Genomic DNA, 12852 nt, shown 5'->3' on the forward strand with positions numbered 1-12852 from the left:
ATCCGTTCCTTACTTCTTCTTGCCTTCTTTGCGGAAGATGAACTCGCCCTTATAGCGGATGCCTTTGCCCTTATAGGGCTCGGGCTTGCGCCATGCGCGGATGTTCGCGGCAACCTGACCAACGAGCTGTTCGTCGATGCCTTCCACAACGATTTCGGTCTGCTTGGGTGCCGTCACGGTCACGCCCTCGGGCGCAACGTAGTCGACATCGTGGCTCAGGCCGAGGTTCAGTTTCAGCGTGTTGCCATTCATGGCCGCACGATAACCAACACCTTGGATTTCAAGCTCTTTCTTGAAGCCCGTGGTGACGCCGGTCACCAGGTTTTCGATCATGGTGCGGGACATGCCCCACTGCTGACGGGCGCGCTTGGACTTGCCGCGCGGTGTCACAGTGATTGCGTTGTCTTCGACCGCGAGGCTCACGTCATCAGTGGCACGGAAGCTGCGGGTGCCCTTGGGGCCCTTCACTTCGATGGTCTGACCGCTCACCTCTGCCGAGACACCCGAAGGCATAGCGACTGGTTTCTTACCGATACGAGACATTGTCTTCTCCTTAGAATACGGTGCAGAGCACTTCGCCGCCAACATTGGCAGACCGTGCAGATGCGTCCGACATCACACCTTTGGAGGTGGAGACAATCGACACGCCGAGGCCCTGACGGACGACGGGGATGTCATTGACGGCCATGTAGACGCGGCGACCGGGCTTGGAAACCCGCTTCAGCTCGCGAATAACAGGTTCGCCTTCGTAGTACTTGAGGCTGATCTCGATGGCGGGGTGGCCATCGGCGCCCGTGACTTTTTCATAGCCGCGGATGTAGCCTTCGTCGGCCAGCACGTCCAGAACCCATGCACGCAGCTTGGAAGCCGGTGTCATGACGGTGGATTTGCCGCGCAGCGAAGAGTTACGGATGCGTGTCAGCATATCTGCGATAGGATCGTTCATCTGATGCGCTCCTTACCAGCTCGACTTGACCATGCCGGGAATCTGGCCGGAAGAGCCAAGGTCCCGCAGCGCGATCCGCGAAATTTTCAGTTTACGATAGTAGGCGTGCGGGCGGCCCGTCAGCTGGCAGCGGTTGTGCAGACGCACAGCAGAGCTGTTGCGCGGCAGTTTCGCCAGTTTCAGGGAAGCGCGGAAACGCTCTTCCATCGGTTTGCTTTCGTCGCTCACGATCTCTTTCAGAGCCGCGCGCTTGTCAGCGTACTTCTTAACCAGTGCTTCGCGCTTCTTCTCGCGCTCAATCATGGATTTCTTAGCCATTTCTAATCCTTCCCGCGCTTATGAATTGAAGGGCATGTTGAATGCTTTCAACAGCGCCTTGGCTTCAGCGTCGGTTTTCGCCGTGGTGGCGATCACGATGTCCATACCCCAAGTCTCATCAACTTTGTCGAAGTCGATTTCGGGGAACACGATATGCTCTTTCAAGCCCATGGCGTAGTTGCCACGGCCGTCAAAGCTCTTGCCCGGGATGCCGCGGAAGTCGCGGATACGGGGCATTGCGATCGTGATCAGACGATCAAGGAATTCGTACATACGGTCGCCACGCAGGGTCACTTTCGCACCCAAAGGCATGTCCTCACGCACGCGGAAACCAGCGATGGATTTCTTGGCCACGGTTGTCAGAGCCTTCTGGCCTGCAATCGCGGTCAGGTCTTCCTGAGCCGACTTGGCTTTTTTGCTGTCGCGCACGGCTTCGGCACCGCAGCCGATGTTCAGAACGATCTTGTCCAGCTTGGGGATCATCATGTCGTTCTTGTAGCCGAATTCCTCTTTCAGGGCGGCGCGGATCTTCTCGCGGTATTCGGCCTGAAGGCGGGGTGTGTAGGTTGCGGTATCAAGCATCGATCACGTCCCCCGTGGTCTTGGCAAAGCGCACTTTCTTGTCGCCTTCGATTTTGAAACCCACGCGGGTGGCTTTGCCATTGGCATCCACCAGTGCGAGGTTGCTCAGGTCGATCGGCATCGCCTTGGGGATGCGGCCGCCTTGAGATGTCTGTGTCTGGCGCGTGGCGCGGATGGCGATTTTCACGCCGTCAACGATGGCCTTGTTCGACTTGGGGTCAACCGACGAGATGGTGCCCGTCTTGCCTTTGTCCTTGCCGGACAGGACGATGACCTTGTCACCTTTGCGAAGTTTAGCAGCCATGATTACAGCACCTCCGGAGCGAGCGAGATGATTTTCATGAAGTTCTTCGCGCGCAGCTCACGAACGACTGGCCCGAAGATACGGGTGCCGACGGGTTCGTTGTTGTTATTCAGGATAACAGCGGCGTTGCGGTCGAAGCGGATGGCGGTGCCATCTTCACGACGAACTTCTTTGGCGGTGCGAACGACGACGGCCTTGCGGACGTCGCCCTTTTTCACACGACCACGCGGGATGGCTTCCTTGACCGACACGACGATGATGTCGCCGACGGACGCGTATTTACGCTTGGAACCACCCAGGACCTTGATGCACTGAACACGGCGCGCGCCGCTGTTGTCAGCAACATCCAGGTTGGTCTGCATCTGGATCATTTGGTTTCTCCCGACCTTCTGGGGGGCGATGCGGCCCTCATCCCAGGGTTTCGTTTAAGGGGCTCAGGCCTCGGCTTTGTCCGAAGTCAGAACTTCCCAACGTTTGGTTTTCGACTTGGGGGCACATTCGATGATGCGCACAGTGTCGCCCACCTTGAACGTGTTGTTCTCATCGTGAGCCCGGTACTTTTTGGACTTACGGATGGTCTTTTTCAGAACCGGATGCGTAAAGCGGCGCTCTACGGAAACGGAAACTGTTTGTGCGTTGGCGTCCGATGTCACGGTGCCTGTAAGGATACGCTTGGGCATGTTTCAGGCTCCTATTATTCGGCTGCCGCAGCAGCGGCTTTCTGGTTCAGCACGGTGTGGACACGGGCCACGTCACGCTTAACAGTCTTCAGACGTGCGGAGTTCTCCAGCTGGCCGGTGGCCTGCTGGAAACGCAAGTTGAAGGATTCTTTTTTCAGGTTCACAAGCTCGTCGCGGAGCTGGTCCGGCGTCTTGTCGTGCAGTTCGCTGGCTTTCACGGCCTCTTCCTTTCAACATCACCAGTAGGCCCCTGTCAGGGTGACCATGATTCTGGTGGAGTTCATGATGAAAGGTGCCAATACGCGTTGAGGTCGCACATGGCAACCCCCGTTGGCTCGGATCTGCGCTTTTGGCGCAAATAGGCTGGCGATAGGGGTATGTTCGGCGTAAGGAGGAGCCATGTCAAACATCAAATCGCTTTTCGCCACCCGCCTCTATCACGCCGCCCTGTCGGACCACGGCAAGCCTATCGACACCGATGAACTGGCCGCCTCCTGCTTCTCGATTGCCGAGGATGATGAGGCCGGTCAGGACTGGTGCGAAGAGAACGGCTATGCGGGCTACACCTCTTATGCCTCGCTGGATGACCTGCCCTACCGCTTTCCGATCTTTAAGGATTTGGTCAAATCGCTCGACAAACATGTCGCGGCCTTTGCCAAGGACCTCGAATTCGATCTTGGTGAGCGTAAATTGGTGCTCGACTCGCTTTGGCTGAACATCCTGCCCGAGGGCGGCATCCACACCTCGCATATCCACCCGCATTCGGTGATCTCGGGCACGACCTATGTGACCATGCCCGAGGGCGCCAGCGCGATCCGTTTCGAAGACCCGCGCCTGCCGATGATGATGGCCGCGCCCGGTCGGGTGCAAGATGCACGCGAGGAACTGCGCCCCTTCATCTATGTGGCACCCAAAGCGGGCGACGTGCTGCTGTGGGAAAGCTGGCTGCGGCACGAGGTGCCGATGAACATGATCGAGGAAGATCGGGTTTCGGTGAGTTTTAACTACAATTGGGAGAGCTGAGGTTCGGCACCTGCGGCCTGAGTCCGGGCCGGGGTGGCCATGACATGCTTCTTGCTCTGATGGAAAACTTGCCCGACAGTTGATCGCATTTAAAAGGTCATTCGCGTCGCCATGTTTCTCCGCACCCTTCTCCTCGCCTCTTCCGCCGCCACGGCTGCTGCTTTCATAAACCCCACATTCCGCGACCTGCTGCTCATCGCCCTGCCCTGCGCCATCGCCAGCGCGATCCTCCTCCTGCGATCGCTCCGCCGGGGGCGCAAAGACTGGGTCATCGTCGACGGCTCCAACGTCATGTTCTGGAAAACCGGAGCACCTGACATCCGCGCCGTCCGCGAGGTGGTGGACGAACTCCGCGCGCGCGGACAATCACCTTGCGTGGTCTTCGACGCCAACGCAGGATACCGCCTCATTGGCCGGTATCAACATGACAAGGCGTTGAGCAGCCAGCTTGACCTGCCCGCAAGCCGCGTGATGGTCGTCCCGAAAGGCACGCCCGCCGATCCCTACATTTTGAAAGCGGCCCGCGATCACCGCGGCCGGATCGTCAGCAGGGACCAGTTCCGGGATTGGAGCGAGGCCCACCCCGAGATCGCCACCCCGGGCCATCTGGTGAAAGGTGGCTACCGGGGCGGGAAACTCTGGCTCGCACTGGACCGCGAAGACTGACAATGCAAAACCCCCGCCGATCGCTCGACGGGGGTTCTTTTCTCTCAACACCCCTTGCGGGGCTACGGGCTTACCAGTCCTCGCGGACCACGACCCGGGTCTTGATCGGCAGCTTCATGGCTGCCAGACGCAGGGCTTCGCGCGCCACGTCTTCACCGACACCGTCGATCTCGAACATGATGCGGCCCGGCTTGACCTTGGCGGCCCAGAAGTCAACGGAACCTTTACCTTTACCCATACGAACTTCGACGGGCTTGGAGGTTACCGGAACGTCCGGGAAGATGCGGATCCAGACACGGCCCTGACGCTTCATGTGACGCGTCATGGCGCGGCGTGCCGCTTCGATTTGACGGGCTGTAACCCGCTCCGGCTGCAGTGCTTTCAGGCCGTAGGTGCCGAAGTTCAGGTCAGACCCGCCCTTCGCCAGACCCTTGATCGAGCCTTTGAACTGCTTGCGGAATTTAGTACGCTTTGGTTGAAGCATTTCTCATTCCCCCTTAGCGACGACCGCCGGCACCGCGAGGTGCTGGGCCGTCTTGGAGTTCCTGTGCCTTGCGGTCACGCGCGGCGGGGTCGTGTTCCATGATCTCGCCTTTGAAGATCCAGGTCTTGATCCCGATGATGCCGTAGGCGGTGGACGCCTCGACATGCGCGTAATCGATGTCGGCACGCAATGTGTGCAGCGGCACGCGACCTTCGCGGTACCATTCGGTACGCGCGATCTCGGCACCACCCAGACGACCCGCGAGGTTCACGCGGATGCCCAGTGCGCCCATGCGCATGGCGTTCTGCACGGCACGTTTCATGGCGCGGCGGAAGGACACCCGGCGCTCCAGCTGCTGTGCAATGCTCTCACCAACCAGATGTGCGTCCAACTCGGGCTTGCGGACCTCAACGATGTTGAGGTGCAGTTCCGAGTTGGTCATCTTGGCAATCTTCTGGCGCAGCGTCTCGATGTCCGCGCCTTTCTTGCCGATGATGACACCGGGGCGTGCTGTGTGGATCGTGACGCGGCACTTCTTGTGCGGACGCTCGATGATCACACGGGCAACACCGGCCTGGTGGCACTCTTTCTTGATGAAGTCGCGGATTGCGAGGTCTTCGAGCAGAAGATCACCGTAATCTTTGGTGTCGGCGTACCAACGGCTGTCCCAGGTGCGGTTCACCTGAAGGCGCATACCGATCGGATTGACTTTGTTACCCATCAGGCTTGCTCCTCAACTTGACGCACTTTGATCGTGATCTCGGCAAACGGCTTGATGATCTTGCCGAACCGGCCACGGGCCCGCGGGCGACCGCGCTTCATGGTCAGGTTCTTGCCGACATAGGCCTCGGCCACGATCAGCTCATCGACGTCCAGGTTGTGGTTGTTTTCCGCGTTGGCGATGGCGGACTGAAGGCATTTCTTCACGTCCTGCGCGACCCGCTTCTTGGAGAAGGTCAGGTCGGTCAGCGCCTTGTCCACGGACTTGCCACGGATGAGGGCAGCAACCAGGTTCAGTTTCTGCGGGCTGGTGCGAAGCATGCGCAGTTTTGCCATTGCTTCGTTGTCTGCCACGCGGCGGGGATTCTTATCCTTGCTCATGGCTTATTTCCGCTTCGCTTTTTTGTCGGCGGCATGACCGTAATAGGTCCGAGTCGGGGAGTATTCACCGAACTTCTGACCGATCATTTCTTCGCTGACGTTGACAGGAATGTGCTTGTGACCGTTGTAGACGCCGAACGTCAGACCCACGAACTGGGGCAGGATCGTGCTGCGGCGCGACCAGATCTTGATCACTTCGTTACGACCGCCCTCACGGGAAGCCTCTGCCTTTTTGAGGACATAAGAGTCAACAAAAGGACCTTTCCATACTGAACGAGCCATTGATTAACGCCCCTTCTTCTTGGCGTGACGCGAGCGGATGATAAGCTTGCTGGACGCTTTGTTCTTGTTGCGGGTCTTGGCACCCTTCGTCGGCTTACCCCAAGGAGTAACCGGGTGACGACCACCAGAGGTCCGGCCTTCACCACCGCCGTGCGGGTGGTCGATCGGGTTCATCACCACACCACGCACAGAGGGACGGATGCCCTTGTGACGCATGCGGCCCGCTTTACCGTAGTTCTGGTTGGAGTTGTCGGGGTTGCTGACGGCACCAACGGTGGCCATGCATTCCTGACGCACGAGACGCAGCTCGCCGGAGCTCAGACGGATCTGAGCGTAGCCACCGTCACGACCCACGAACTGGGCGTAGGTGCCGGCGGCACGGGCGATCTGACCACCTTTGCCGGGCTTCATCTCGATGTTGTGGACGATCGTACCGATCGGCATGCCCGAGAAAGGCATCGCGTTGCCGGGCTTGATGTCCACTTTGGCGCCGGCGATGATCTTGTCGCCGATGGCCAAACGCTGCGGGGCCAGGATGTAGGCCTGCTCGCCGTCTTCGTACTGGATCAGTGCGATGAAGGCTGTGCGGTTGGGGTCATATTCGATCCGCGCGACAACAGCGGACATGTCCAGCTTGTTACGCTTGAAATCAACGATACGGTAGAGGCGCTTTGCACCACCACCTGTACGACGCATTGTGATTCGTCCGGTGTTGTTCCGGCCACCGGATTTGGTCAGACCCTGAGTAAGGGCTTTGACCGGGCGGCCTTTCCACAGCTCCGAACGGTCGATCAGTACCAGTCCACGCTGGCCTGGCGTCGTCGGTTTGTACGACTTGAGTGCCATGTTCTCTGTCTTCCGTTTGCTAGGCACGCTCGCACCGAGGTGAAAGCGCGTTGGTTATAGGGCCCCGAAGGTCCCCTGTGGGAGTGGTGGATAGGTTTAAATCTCTTGCGAGGCAGGCATCCCAACCACCGGGATCGTTCAAATAGCCAAACCCCGGACGAATCCGGGGTCTGAGCCGATGTGGCGACCTAACAGGTTCGCAACAGCCCGTCCAGTGGCCATGGCGAAAATCCTCTCCCCTGCCCGCACAAAAGGAAAGAAGGCGCCGAAGCACCTTCTTCTATTGGTTTAGCAGTTGCCCAAGGTGGGTATTAGTCAAGGCCAACGCTCTCGGCCAGACGCATACCGGGGTCGAGGATTTCAACTTCGGCTTCGTTGAATTCCGGCATGCTTTCCAGACGCTCCTCGGTCACGCCGGGGACGATGACTTCGTCTTCACGCATGATCAGCTTTTCAACCGGAATGGCGACTTCGTTTTCGCCCATACCAAGGAAACCACCAACGCCGATGATCGCAACAACGGTGTCGCCACGGACGCCAATGAAGTCGATTTCGCCAACATCTTCACCGGTCTCGGTGGCAACGCTGCGGCCAGTCAGTTCTTCGGCGGTCAGGTTGAAGATCGGCAGACGCTGCACGTTCTCCTGATAGCGGGCACGGTCTTCTTCGGCCATATTGCCCTGCTCATCCGCGTTGAAGTCTTCCATCAGCACGCGCGCTTGCTCTTGCTCGACGTCGATCTCGGCGCCTTCGGCGCCTTCAACGTTAACCTGCGGCGCTTCGGCTTCTTCGACGACAACATTCGCGTCTTCGCCCTGCTGCACGTTCACGTTGGCTTCTTGCTGCTCAACGTCGACGCGGGCTTCTTCGGATTCGGCCACGTTCACATCGGCTTCGGCCTGCTCAACGGTCACGCGCGGCTCGGCTTCCTCAATGGTGACTTTCGGCTCGGGGCGCACGAACTTCACGACGGGTTCGGGCTGCTCAAGATCAACGATCGGCTCGCCTGTATCCACGTCAACCTGCGGCTTCGGCACCTGCACGGTCACGACCGGCTCGGGGATGCGCACGGTGACCTGCGGCTGCGCCTGCTCTACGGTGATGATCGGGGCCTGCTGCTGCACGCGAACGGTCGGCTCGGGAACGGCGACGTTCACTTCGGGCTGGCCCTGCTCAACGGTCACAACGGGCGCGTCCTGCGAGACGTTCACATCGGGCTCGGGAACGGTCACGTCAACTTCGGCGTCTTCCTGCTCGACAACCACTTGGCCACCGGCGACGTTCGCGGTCGCGGCTGCGCCACCTTCGACTTCGGCTTCCATCTCGGCTTCGGCTTCGGCATTGCGCTCGATGGTCTCTTCGACGTTCTCTGTCGCATCCTGCGCCAGAACCGGAGCGGCCGCGAAAAGGGCAACGGCGGATACGCCAGCCATGAGTGTTTTGGTATAGATCATTAGGTCTCTCCCGTGTTCGTTTACGATAAGTGAGGCGCGCAGCACCCCGTCTTCCACGGTGAGACAACCGGCAGCTTTCTGCTCTGTTCCAAGAAAATCGAAGGCTTTTTTTCGGAACTTTTCAGGGGTCGCCGCATGATTGAGCCCGGCGGCAGCGGGATCGCGTATAAGTAATGAAATGACCTCAAAACGCAAAAACCCCCGCCGAGGCGGGGGCTTTTTTCATCAGTAGCGAAGGCCTCAAGCGGCGCGACGTGCCTGCGCGAAGGACAGCAGACGTTTGCTTTTCTCGTCCCAGAGATGCAGCCGCGCGTTGGCGAGGCTTTCGCGAATGGTCATGCGATTGCCTTCGGCCAAGGCCACATGATCCCGCAGCACCTCTGGCAGACGATAGAACGGAATGCGGCTGTAAAGATGATGCACATGGTGAATGCCGATATTCGCGCTCAGCCATTGCAGTGGTCGTGGCAGGATATAATGCGAAGAGCCGTGAAAGGCCGCATCATGCAGGTCCCAAGCGTCGTTCTCTTCCCAATGGGTCGTCTCGAACTGGTGCTGCACATAGAACAACCACATGCCCGCCGTGGCCGCCAGAAGGGTGCTGGGTACGAAGATCAGCAGAATGGGCATGATCCCCCCGAAATAGAAGATCACCGCAAGTGCTGCGAGGATCGTCAGATTGGTGCCCATCGCGCTCAGCCAATAGCGGGTCTGCGCCATCAGTCCCAGTGGCACGCGGTTCTGAACGAAGAAGAGATAGGTCGGCCCAAGACCAAAAAGCACGATCGGGTTCCGATACAGGCGGTAATGCAGCCGCCCGAACAGCCCAAGCGCGCGATACTCCGCAACCGTGAGCGTGTGGATATCGCCAATGCCACGACGGCCAAGGTTCCCAGCTGAAGAGTGGTGAATCGAATGGGTGCGCCGCCACACGTCATAGGGCGTCAGCGTCAGCACGCCGAGCACGCGGCCCACCCAATCGCTGGTGCGGCGGCTGCTGAAAAAGGCCGCATGGCCGCAGTCGTGTTGGATCGCGAAGAGCCGCAGCAAGAAGCCCGCGTTCATCAGCGAGATCGCGAGTGCCAACCAGCCGCTGACTGAGAGCGCCCACCAAGCCAGCGCCCAAAGGAGGATAAAGGGACCGAGCGTGATCGCCAGTTCAAAACTGCTGCGCCAAGTGCTCGGCTCGCGGTAACGGGCCAGCACGCGCACCCAGTCGCGCGCGTTCGACACGTCCGCAGACGCGCCAGAGGTAGATTTTTCGTGGGACATGGACCTGCTTTTTGTCGTTATCCGAGGTCTTGTAGAGGAAAGCACGCCGCAAGCAACGCCCGCGTCACCCTTTGCCGTTACGTCGCGGCATTTAGGCTGGAAACAGCCTGCTTTGGGGGGAGGGTTGAGCCTGTGGCTAGTCCATGGCCGGGGTGGCATTCATGCTCCGAGGGCCAGCGCCTGCCCGCGGGTCGGCGATCTGACGGACCTTGGTGCCACTTTATGGTTCAACCGAGATGTGCTTTTGCGAGGTCACGTCCAGCCTCACCAAATCGCCTACCCGTCCGGGCTGGCAGGCGATGGCCCGGCGCCTGCGGCTTGTCCCGGGCCCCGGCGCATCCCCGAAACGAAAAAGGCCCCCGCAATGCGGAGGCCTTTTCCAAATGTCTAACCGGAAATCAGAGCCCGGTGGAGACGTCGATCGTGTTGCCCTCTTCGAGCGTCACATAAGCCTTTTTCACGTCTTTGCGGCGGCCCATCTGGCCCCGGAAACGCTTGACCTTGCCTTTGGTGATGGTCGTGTTCACGGCCTTCACCTTGACGTTGAAGAGCGCCTCGACGGCCTCTTTGATCATCGGCTTGCTGCTGTCGATCGCGACTTCGAAGACGACGGCGTTCTGTTCGGACGCCATGGTTGCCTTCTCGGTGATGACCGGCTTGCGGATCACGTCGTAGTGTTGATGCTTGGCGCTCATTTCAGGCGTGCCTCCAATGCTTCGATCCCCGCTTTGGTGATCACCAGAGTGTCACGCTTGAGGATGTCATAGACGTTTGCGCCCATCGACGGCAGGATGTCCAACCCATCGATGTTGCGCGCGGCCTGTGCGAAGTTCTCGTTGACCGAAGCGCCATCGATGACCAGCGCGCGTTTCCAGCCCAGGTTCGAGACCTGCTTGGCCAGAGCGGCGGTTTTGCCCTCGGAAGTTGCTTCGTCGATGATGACCAGCGAACCGGCTTTTGCTTTGGCGGACAGCGCGTGGCGCAGGCCCAGCTTGCGGAACTTCTTGGTCAGCTCGTGGCCGTGGCTGCGCGGGGTCGGACCTTTGTAGATACCACCCTTGCGGAAGATCGGCGCGTTGCGGTCACCGTGGCGTGCGCCGCCGGTGCCCTTCTGGCGATAGATCTTCTTGGTCGAGTAGCTGGTCTCGGACCGGGTCTTGACCTTGTGCGTCCCCTGCTGCGCGTTGTTGCGCTGCCAGCGCACGACGCGGTGCAGGATGTCGGCACGCGGCTCCAAGCCGAACAGGGCTTCATCCAAGTCTACGGACCCGGCTTTGCCACCGTCGAGTTTGATGACATCGAGTTTCATGCGTCACCTTCTTTCTTGTCAGCGTCGACATCGGAATTGTCGGCATCCGAACCTTCAGCTGCGATTTCGGCTTCTGCGGCTTTCAACGCTTCAGCTTCCTGTGCGGCTTGCTCTTCGGCCAAACGCTTGGCTTCGGCTTCTGCCTCTGCGGCGGCTGCGGCGGCAGCCTCTTCGGCGGCTTTCGCGGCTTCGTCAGCGGCAGATTTCAGAGCGGCGGGCAGGATTGCGTCTTCGGGGAACGGCTTTTTGACCGCGTCCTTGACGGTGACCCAGCCACCTTTGGAACCGGGAACGGCGCCTTTGACCATGATCAGGCCACGCGCGCTGTCGGTCTTGACGACTTCGAGGTTCTGCGTGGTGACACGGGCAGCACCCATGTGACCGGCCATTTTCTTGCCTTTGAAAACCTTGCCGGGATCCTGACACTGGCCTGTGGAGCCGTGCGAACGGTGGGAGATCGACACACCGTGCGAGGCGCGCAGACCGCCGAAGTTGTGGCGCTTCATCGCACCGGCAAAACCTTTACCGATGGAGGTGCCCGCAACGTCGACATACTGACCGGCGAAGTAATGGTCAGCGGTGATTTCCTCGCCGACGTTGATCATCGCGTCTGCGTCGACGCGGAACTCGGCAAGCTTGCGCTTGGGTTCCACTTTCGCCGCGGCGAAGTGACCACGCATGGCTTGGCTTGTACGTTTGGCTTTCGCCGAACCGGCACCGAGCTGAACGGCGGTGTAGCCGTCACGGTCCGCGGTGCGCTGTGCGACAACCTGAAGCTTGTCCAACTGAAGAACGGTCACAGGGATCTGCTTGCCGTCTTCCATGAACAGCCGGGTCATGCCGACTTTTTTTGCAATAACGCCTGAGCGCAACATATGATTACCCTCCCGGCTTTACGATTGCAGCTTGATCTCGACGTCCACGCCAGCGGCGAGGTCGAGCTTCATCAGCGCGTCCACGGTCTGGGGGGTCGGATCGATGATATCCAGCAGACGCTTGTGCGTGCGGATTTCAAACTGGTCACGGGATTTCTTGTCGACGTGGGGGCCACGAAGAACGGTGAATTTCTCGATCTTGTTCGGCAGCGGAATGGGACCGCGAACCGAAGCGCCTGTGCGCTTGGCGGTGCTGACGATTTCCTGAGTGGAGGCATCGAGCACCCGGTAGTCAAACGCCTTCAGGCGAATGCGGATGTTCTGGCTTTGAACGGCCATATGCATATCCCTTGTTTTGGGATTCTAACGGATTGGAGGAAGCAGGCTCATCCGGCCCCCTCTTCGCGCCTTGGTAATAAATCAAACGGGGCGCGTCTAACGCACCCCGGTTCGATGCGCGTCCTATAGGGGGAATCAAAGCAAGTGGCAAGAGGGTTCTAAAAACCCCCGTGTTTTTAGAACCGGTGCGCAAAGTCACGCCGCCCCGGCGTGACCGCGCACCCCGTCAGCGTTCAATCACAACCGAGAAATGCACCGTCTCCCCAGTATCACGCGCACGCTAAAGGCCCCTCTCCTGCCAAAGCAAAAGGCCGCAGCAAACGCTGCGGCCTTTCGAATATCTGAACCGTGGTCCCCGGTCAGGACGGGGG

The 12852-nt window shown here is 59.5% G+C and carries 21 protein-coding genes; 2 read left to right on the forward strand and 19 right to left on the reverse strand.

Annotated features, from left to right (window positions below; all coding sequences use genetic code 11):
* Positions 1 to 9 precede the first annotated feature (9 nt).
* The 8 genes from rplF to rpmC form a co-directional block, all read right to left on the reverse strand.
* Positions 10 to 543: a 50S ribosomal protein L6 gene (gene rplF / locus ACGYLA_RS17475; protein WP_067267988.1), complete on the reverse strand. Its 534-nt coding sequence runs from the start codon at positions 541 to 543 to the stop codon at positions 10 to 12.
* 10 nt (positions 544 to 553) lie between these two features.
* Positions 554 to 946, reverse strand: coding sequence for a 30S ribosomal protein S8 (gene rpsH / locus ACGYLA_RS17480; RefSeq protein ID WP_067267987.1), 393 nt, complete (start codon positions 944 to 946; stop codon positions 554 to 556).
* Positions 947 to 958: 12 nt separating this feature from the next.
* Positions 959 to 1264 carry a 30S ribosomal protein S14 gene (gene rpsN / locus ACGYLA_RS17485; RefSeq protein ID WP_136720403.1) on the reverse strand — a complete coding sequence of 102 codons (306 nt, stop codon included), beginning with the start codon at positions 1262 to 1264 and terminating at the stop codon, positions 959 to 961.
* 18 nt (positions 1265 to 1282) lie between these two features.
* Positions 1283 to 1846 (reverse strand): 50S ribosomal protein L5, encoded by a 564-nt coding sequence (gene rplE / locus ACGYLA_RS17490; protein ID WP_394434162.1) that lies wholly within the window; start codon positions 1844 to 1846, stop codon positions 1283 to 1285.
* Positions 1839 to 2150 (reverse strand): 50S ribosomal protein L24, encoded by a 312-nt coding sequence (gene rplX, locus ACGYLA_RS17495; RefSeq protein WP_067267981.1) that lies wholly within the window; start codon positions 2148 to 2150, stop codon positions 1839 to 1841. The genes rplE and rplX overlap by 8 nt, the downstream gene beginning before the upstream one ends.
* A 2-nt stretch (positions 2151 to 2152) precedes the next feature.
* The gene (rplN, locus tag ACGYLA_RS17500; protein ID WP_005621870.1) at positions 2153 to 2521 is read right to left on the reverse strand and encodes a 50S ribosomal protein L14; all 369 of its coding nucleotides are present in this window, start codon (positions 2519 to 2521) and stop codon (positions 2153 to 2155) included.
* Positions 2522 to 2584: 63 nt separating this feature from the next.
* Positions 2585 to 2830 carry a 30S ribosomal protein S17 gene (rpsQ, locus tag ACGYLA_RS17505; RefSeq protein ID WP_067267977.1) on the reverse strand — a complete coding sequence of 82 codons (246 nt, stop codon included), beginning with the start codon at positions 2828 to 2830 and terminating at the stop codon, positions 2585 to 2587.
* 14 nt (positions 2831 to 2844) lie between these two features.
* Positions 2845 to 3048 carry a 50S ribosomal protein L29 gene (rpmC, locus tag ACGYLA_RS17510; RefSeq protein WP_209218384.1) on the reverse strand — a complete coding sequence of 68 codons (204 nt, stop codon included), beginning with the start codon at positions 3046 to 3048 and terminating at the stop codon, positions 2845 to 2847.
* Between the two features lie 181 nt (positions 3049 to 3229).
* Between rpmC and ACGYLA_RS17515 the strand changes: the two genes are divergently transcribed.
* Together ACGYLA_RS17515 and ACGYLA_RS17520 are read left to right on the forward strand one after the other, a co-directional pair.
* Positions 3230 to 3853, forward strand: coding sequence for a TIGR02466 family protein (locus ACGYLA_RS17515; RefSeq protein ID WP_394434164.1), 624 nt, complete (start codon positions 3230 to 3232; stop codon positions 3851 to 3853).
* A gap of 111 nt (positions 3854 to 3964) precedes the next feature.
* Complete coding sequence (locus ACGYLA_RS17520) at positions 3965 to 4519, forward strand: hypothetical protein (protein WP_394434167.1); 555 nt, start codon at positions 3965 to 3967, stop codon at positions 4517 to 4519.
* A gap of 70 nt (positions 4520 to 4589) precedes the next feature.
* Here the strand turns inward: ACGYLA_RS17520 and rplP are convergent, their stop codons facing one another.
* The 11 genes from rplP to rpsJ all read right to left on the reverse strand — a co-directional run bounded on the left by rplP (position 4590) and on the right by rpsJ (position 12481).
* Positions 4590 to 5003 (reverse strand): 50S ribosomal protein L16, encoded by a 414-nt coding sequence (rplP, locus tag ACGYLA_RS17525; protein WP_007118841.1) that lies wholly within the window; start codon positions 5001 to 5003, stop codon positions 4590 to 4592.
* 13 nt (positions 5004 to 5016) lie between these two features.
* The gene (rpsC, locus tag ACGYLA_RS17530) at positions 5017 to 5724 is read right to left on the reverse strand and encodes a 30S ribosomal protein S3 (RefSeq protein WP_067267970.1); all 708 of its coding nucleotides are present in this window, start codon (positions 5722 to 5724) and stop codon (positions 5017 to 5019) included.
* Positions 5724 to 6104 carry a 50S ribosomal protein L22 gene (gene rplV, locus ACGYLA_RS17535; protein ID WP_067267968.1) on the reverse strand — a complete coding sequence of 127 codons (381 nt, stop codon included), beginning with the start codon at positions 6102 to 6104 and terminating at the stop codon, positions 5724 to 5726. The genes rpsC and rplV overlap by 1 nt, the downstream gene beginning before the upstream one ends.
* Positions 6105 to 6107: 3 nt before the next feature.
* A complete protein-coding gene (gene rpsS / locus ACGYLA_RS17540) occupies positions 6108 to 6386 on the reverse strand; it encodes a 30S ribosomal protein S19 (RefSeq protein WP_067267967.1) in 279 nt (92 codons plus the stop codon).
* A 3-nt stretch (positions 6387 to 6389) separates the two neighbouring features.
* Positions 6390 to 7232 (reverse strand): 50S ribosomal protein L2, encoded by an 843-nt coding sequence (gene rplB, locus ACGYLA_RS17545; protein WP_067267965.1) that lies wholly within the window; start codon positions 7230 to 7232, stop codon positions 6390 to 6392.
* A 311-nt stretch (positions 7233 to 7543) separates the two neighbouring features.
* The gene (locus ACGYLA_RS17550) at positions 7544 to 8686 is read right to left on the reverse strand and encodes a PRC-barrel domain-containing protein (protein WP_394434169.1); all 1143 of its coding nucleotides are present in this window, start codon (positions 8684 to 8686) and stop codon (positions 7544 to 7546) included.
* Positions 8687 to 8926: 240 nt separating this feature from the next.
* Entirely contained in the window at positions 8927 to 9958 is a 1032-nt protein-coding gene (locus tag ACGYLA_RS17555) for a fatty acid desaturase family protein (RefSeq protein ID WP_394434171.1), read from the reverse strand.
* Positions 9959 to 10356: 398 nt separating this feature from the next.
* Positions 10357 to 10653: a 50S ribosomal protein L23 gene (locus tag ACGYLA_RS17560; RefSeq protein ID WP_394434173.1), complete on the reverse strand. Its 297-nt coding sequence runs from the start codon at positions 10651 to 10653 to the stop codon at positions 10357 to 10359.
* Positions 10650 to 11267, reverse strand: coding sequence for a 50S ribosomal protein L4 (gene rplD, locus ACGYLA_RS17565; protein ID WP_067267960.1), 618 nt, complete (start codon positions 11265 to 11267; stop codon positions 10650 to 10652). The genes ACGYLA_RS17560 and rplD overlap by 4 nt, the downstream gene beginning before the upstream one ends.
* Complete coding sequence (rplC, locus tag ACGYLA_RS17570; RefSeq protein ID WP_394434176.1) at positions 11264 to 12142, reverse strand: 50S ribosomal protein L3; 879 nt, start codon at positions 12140 to 12142, stop codon at positions 11264 to 11266. Before rplC ends, rplD begins: the two co-directional genes overlap by 4 nt.
* Before the next feature lie 18 nt (positions 12143 to 12160).
* Entirely contained in the window at positions 12161 to 12481 is a 321-nt protein-coding gene (gene rpsJ / locus ACGYLA_RS17575; protein ID WP_067267998.1) for a 30S ribosomal protein S10, read from the reverse strand.
* Positions 12482 to 12852: the final 371 nt, after the last annotated feature.

The organism is Sulfitobacter sp. 1A13679, from assembly GCF_043557115.1.
GTDB lineage: Bacteria > Pseudomonadota > Alphaproteobacteria > Rhodobacterales > Rhodobacteraceae > Sulfitobacter > Sulfitobacter faviae.

Bases quoted from the DNA above. Each gene is read 5' to 3' on its own strand.
- rplE (WP_394434162.1), bottom strand. From the start codon at position 1,846: ATGCTTGATACCGCAACCTACACACCCCGCCTTCAGGCCGAATACCGC.
- rplC (WP_394434176.1), bottom strand. From the start codon at position 12,142: ATGTTGCGCTCAGGCGTTATTGCAAAAAAAGTCGGCATGACCCGGCTG.
- rpsQ (WP_067267977.1), bottom strand. From the start codon at position 2,830: ATGCCCAAGCGTATCCTTACAGGCACCGTGACATCGGACGCCAACGCA.
- rplN (WP_005621870.1), bottom strand. From the start codon at position 2,521: ATGATCCAGATGCAGACCAACCTGGATGTTGCTGACAACAGCGGCGCG.
- rplX (WP_067267981.1), bottom strand. From the start codon at position 2,150: ATGGCTGCTAAACTTCGCAAAGGTGACAAGGTCATCGTCCTGTCCGGC.
- rpsC (WP_067267970.1), bottom strand. From the start codon at position 5,724: ATGGGTAACAAAGTCAATCCGATCGGTATGCGCCTTCAGGTGAACCGC.
- ACGYLA_RS17515 (WP_394434164.1), top strand. From the start codon at position 3,230: ATGTCAAACATCAAATCGCTTTTCGCCACCCGCCTCTATCACGCCGCC.
- rplV (WP_067267968.1), bottom strand. From the start codon at position 6,104: ATGAGCAAGGATAAGAATCCCCGCCGCGTGGCAGACAACGAAGCAATG.
- rplB (WP_067267965.1), bottom strand. From the start codon at position 7,232: ATGGCACTCAAGTCGTACAAACCGACGACGCCAGGCCAGCGTGGACTG.
- ACGYLA_RS17560 (WP_394434173.1), bottom strand. From the start codon at position 10,653: ATGAGCGCCAAGCATCAACACTACGACGTGATCCGCAAGCCGGTCATC.
- rpsN (WP_136720403.1), bottom strand. From the start codon at position 1,264: ATGGCTAAGAAATCCATGATTGAGCGCGAGAAGAAGCGCGAAGCACTG.
- rplD (WP_067267960.1), bottom strand. From the start codon at position 11,267: ATGAAACTCGATGTCATCAAACTCGACGGTGGCAAAGCCGGGTCCGTA.
- rplP (WP_007118841.1), bottom strand. From the start codon at position 5,003: ATGCTTCAACCAAAGCGTACTAAATTCCGCAAGCAGTTCAAAGGCTCG.
- rpsS (WP_067267967.1), bottom strand. From the start codon at position 6,386: ATGGCTCGTTCAGTATGGAAAGGTCCTTTTGTTGACTCTTATGTCCTC.
- ACGYLA_RS17520 (WP_394434167.1), top strand. From the start codon at position 3,965: ATGTTTCTCCGCACCCTTCTCCTCGCCTCTTCCGCCGCCACGGCTGCT.
- rplF (WP_067267988.1), bottom strand. From the start codon at position 543: ATGTCTCGTATCGGTAAGAAACCAGTCGCTATGCCTTCGGGTGTCTCG.
- ACGYLA_RS17550 (WP_394434169.1), bottom strand. From the start codon at position 8,686: ATGATCTATACCAAAACACTCATGGCTGGCGTATCCGCCGTTGCCCTT.
- ACGYLA_RS17555 (WP_394434171.1), bottom strand. From the start codon at position 9,958: ATGTCCCACGAAAAATCTACCTCTGGCGCGTCTGCGGACGTGTCGAAC.
- rpsH (WP_067267987.1), bottom strand. From the start codon at position 946: ATGAACGATCCTATCGCAGATATGCTGACACGCATCCGTAACTCTTCG.
- rpsJ (WP_067267998.1), bottom strand. From the start codon at position 12,481: ATGGCCGTTCAAAGCCAGAACATCCGCATTCGCCTGAAGGCGTTTGAC.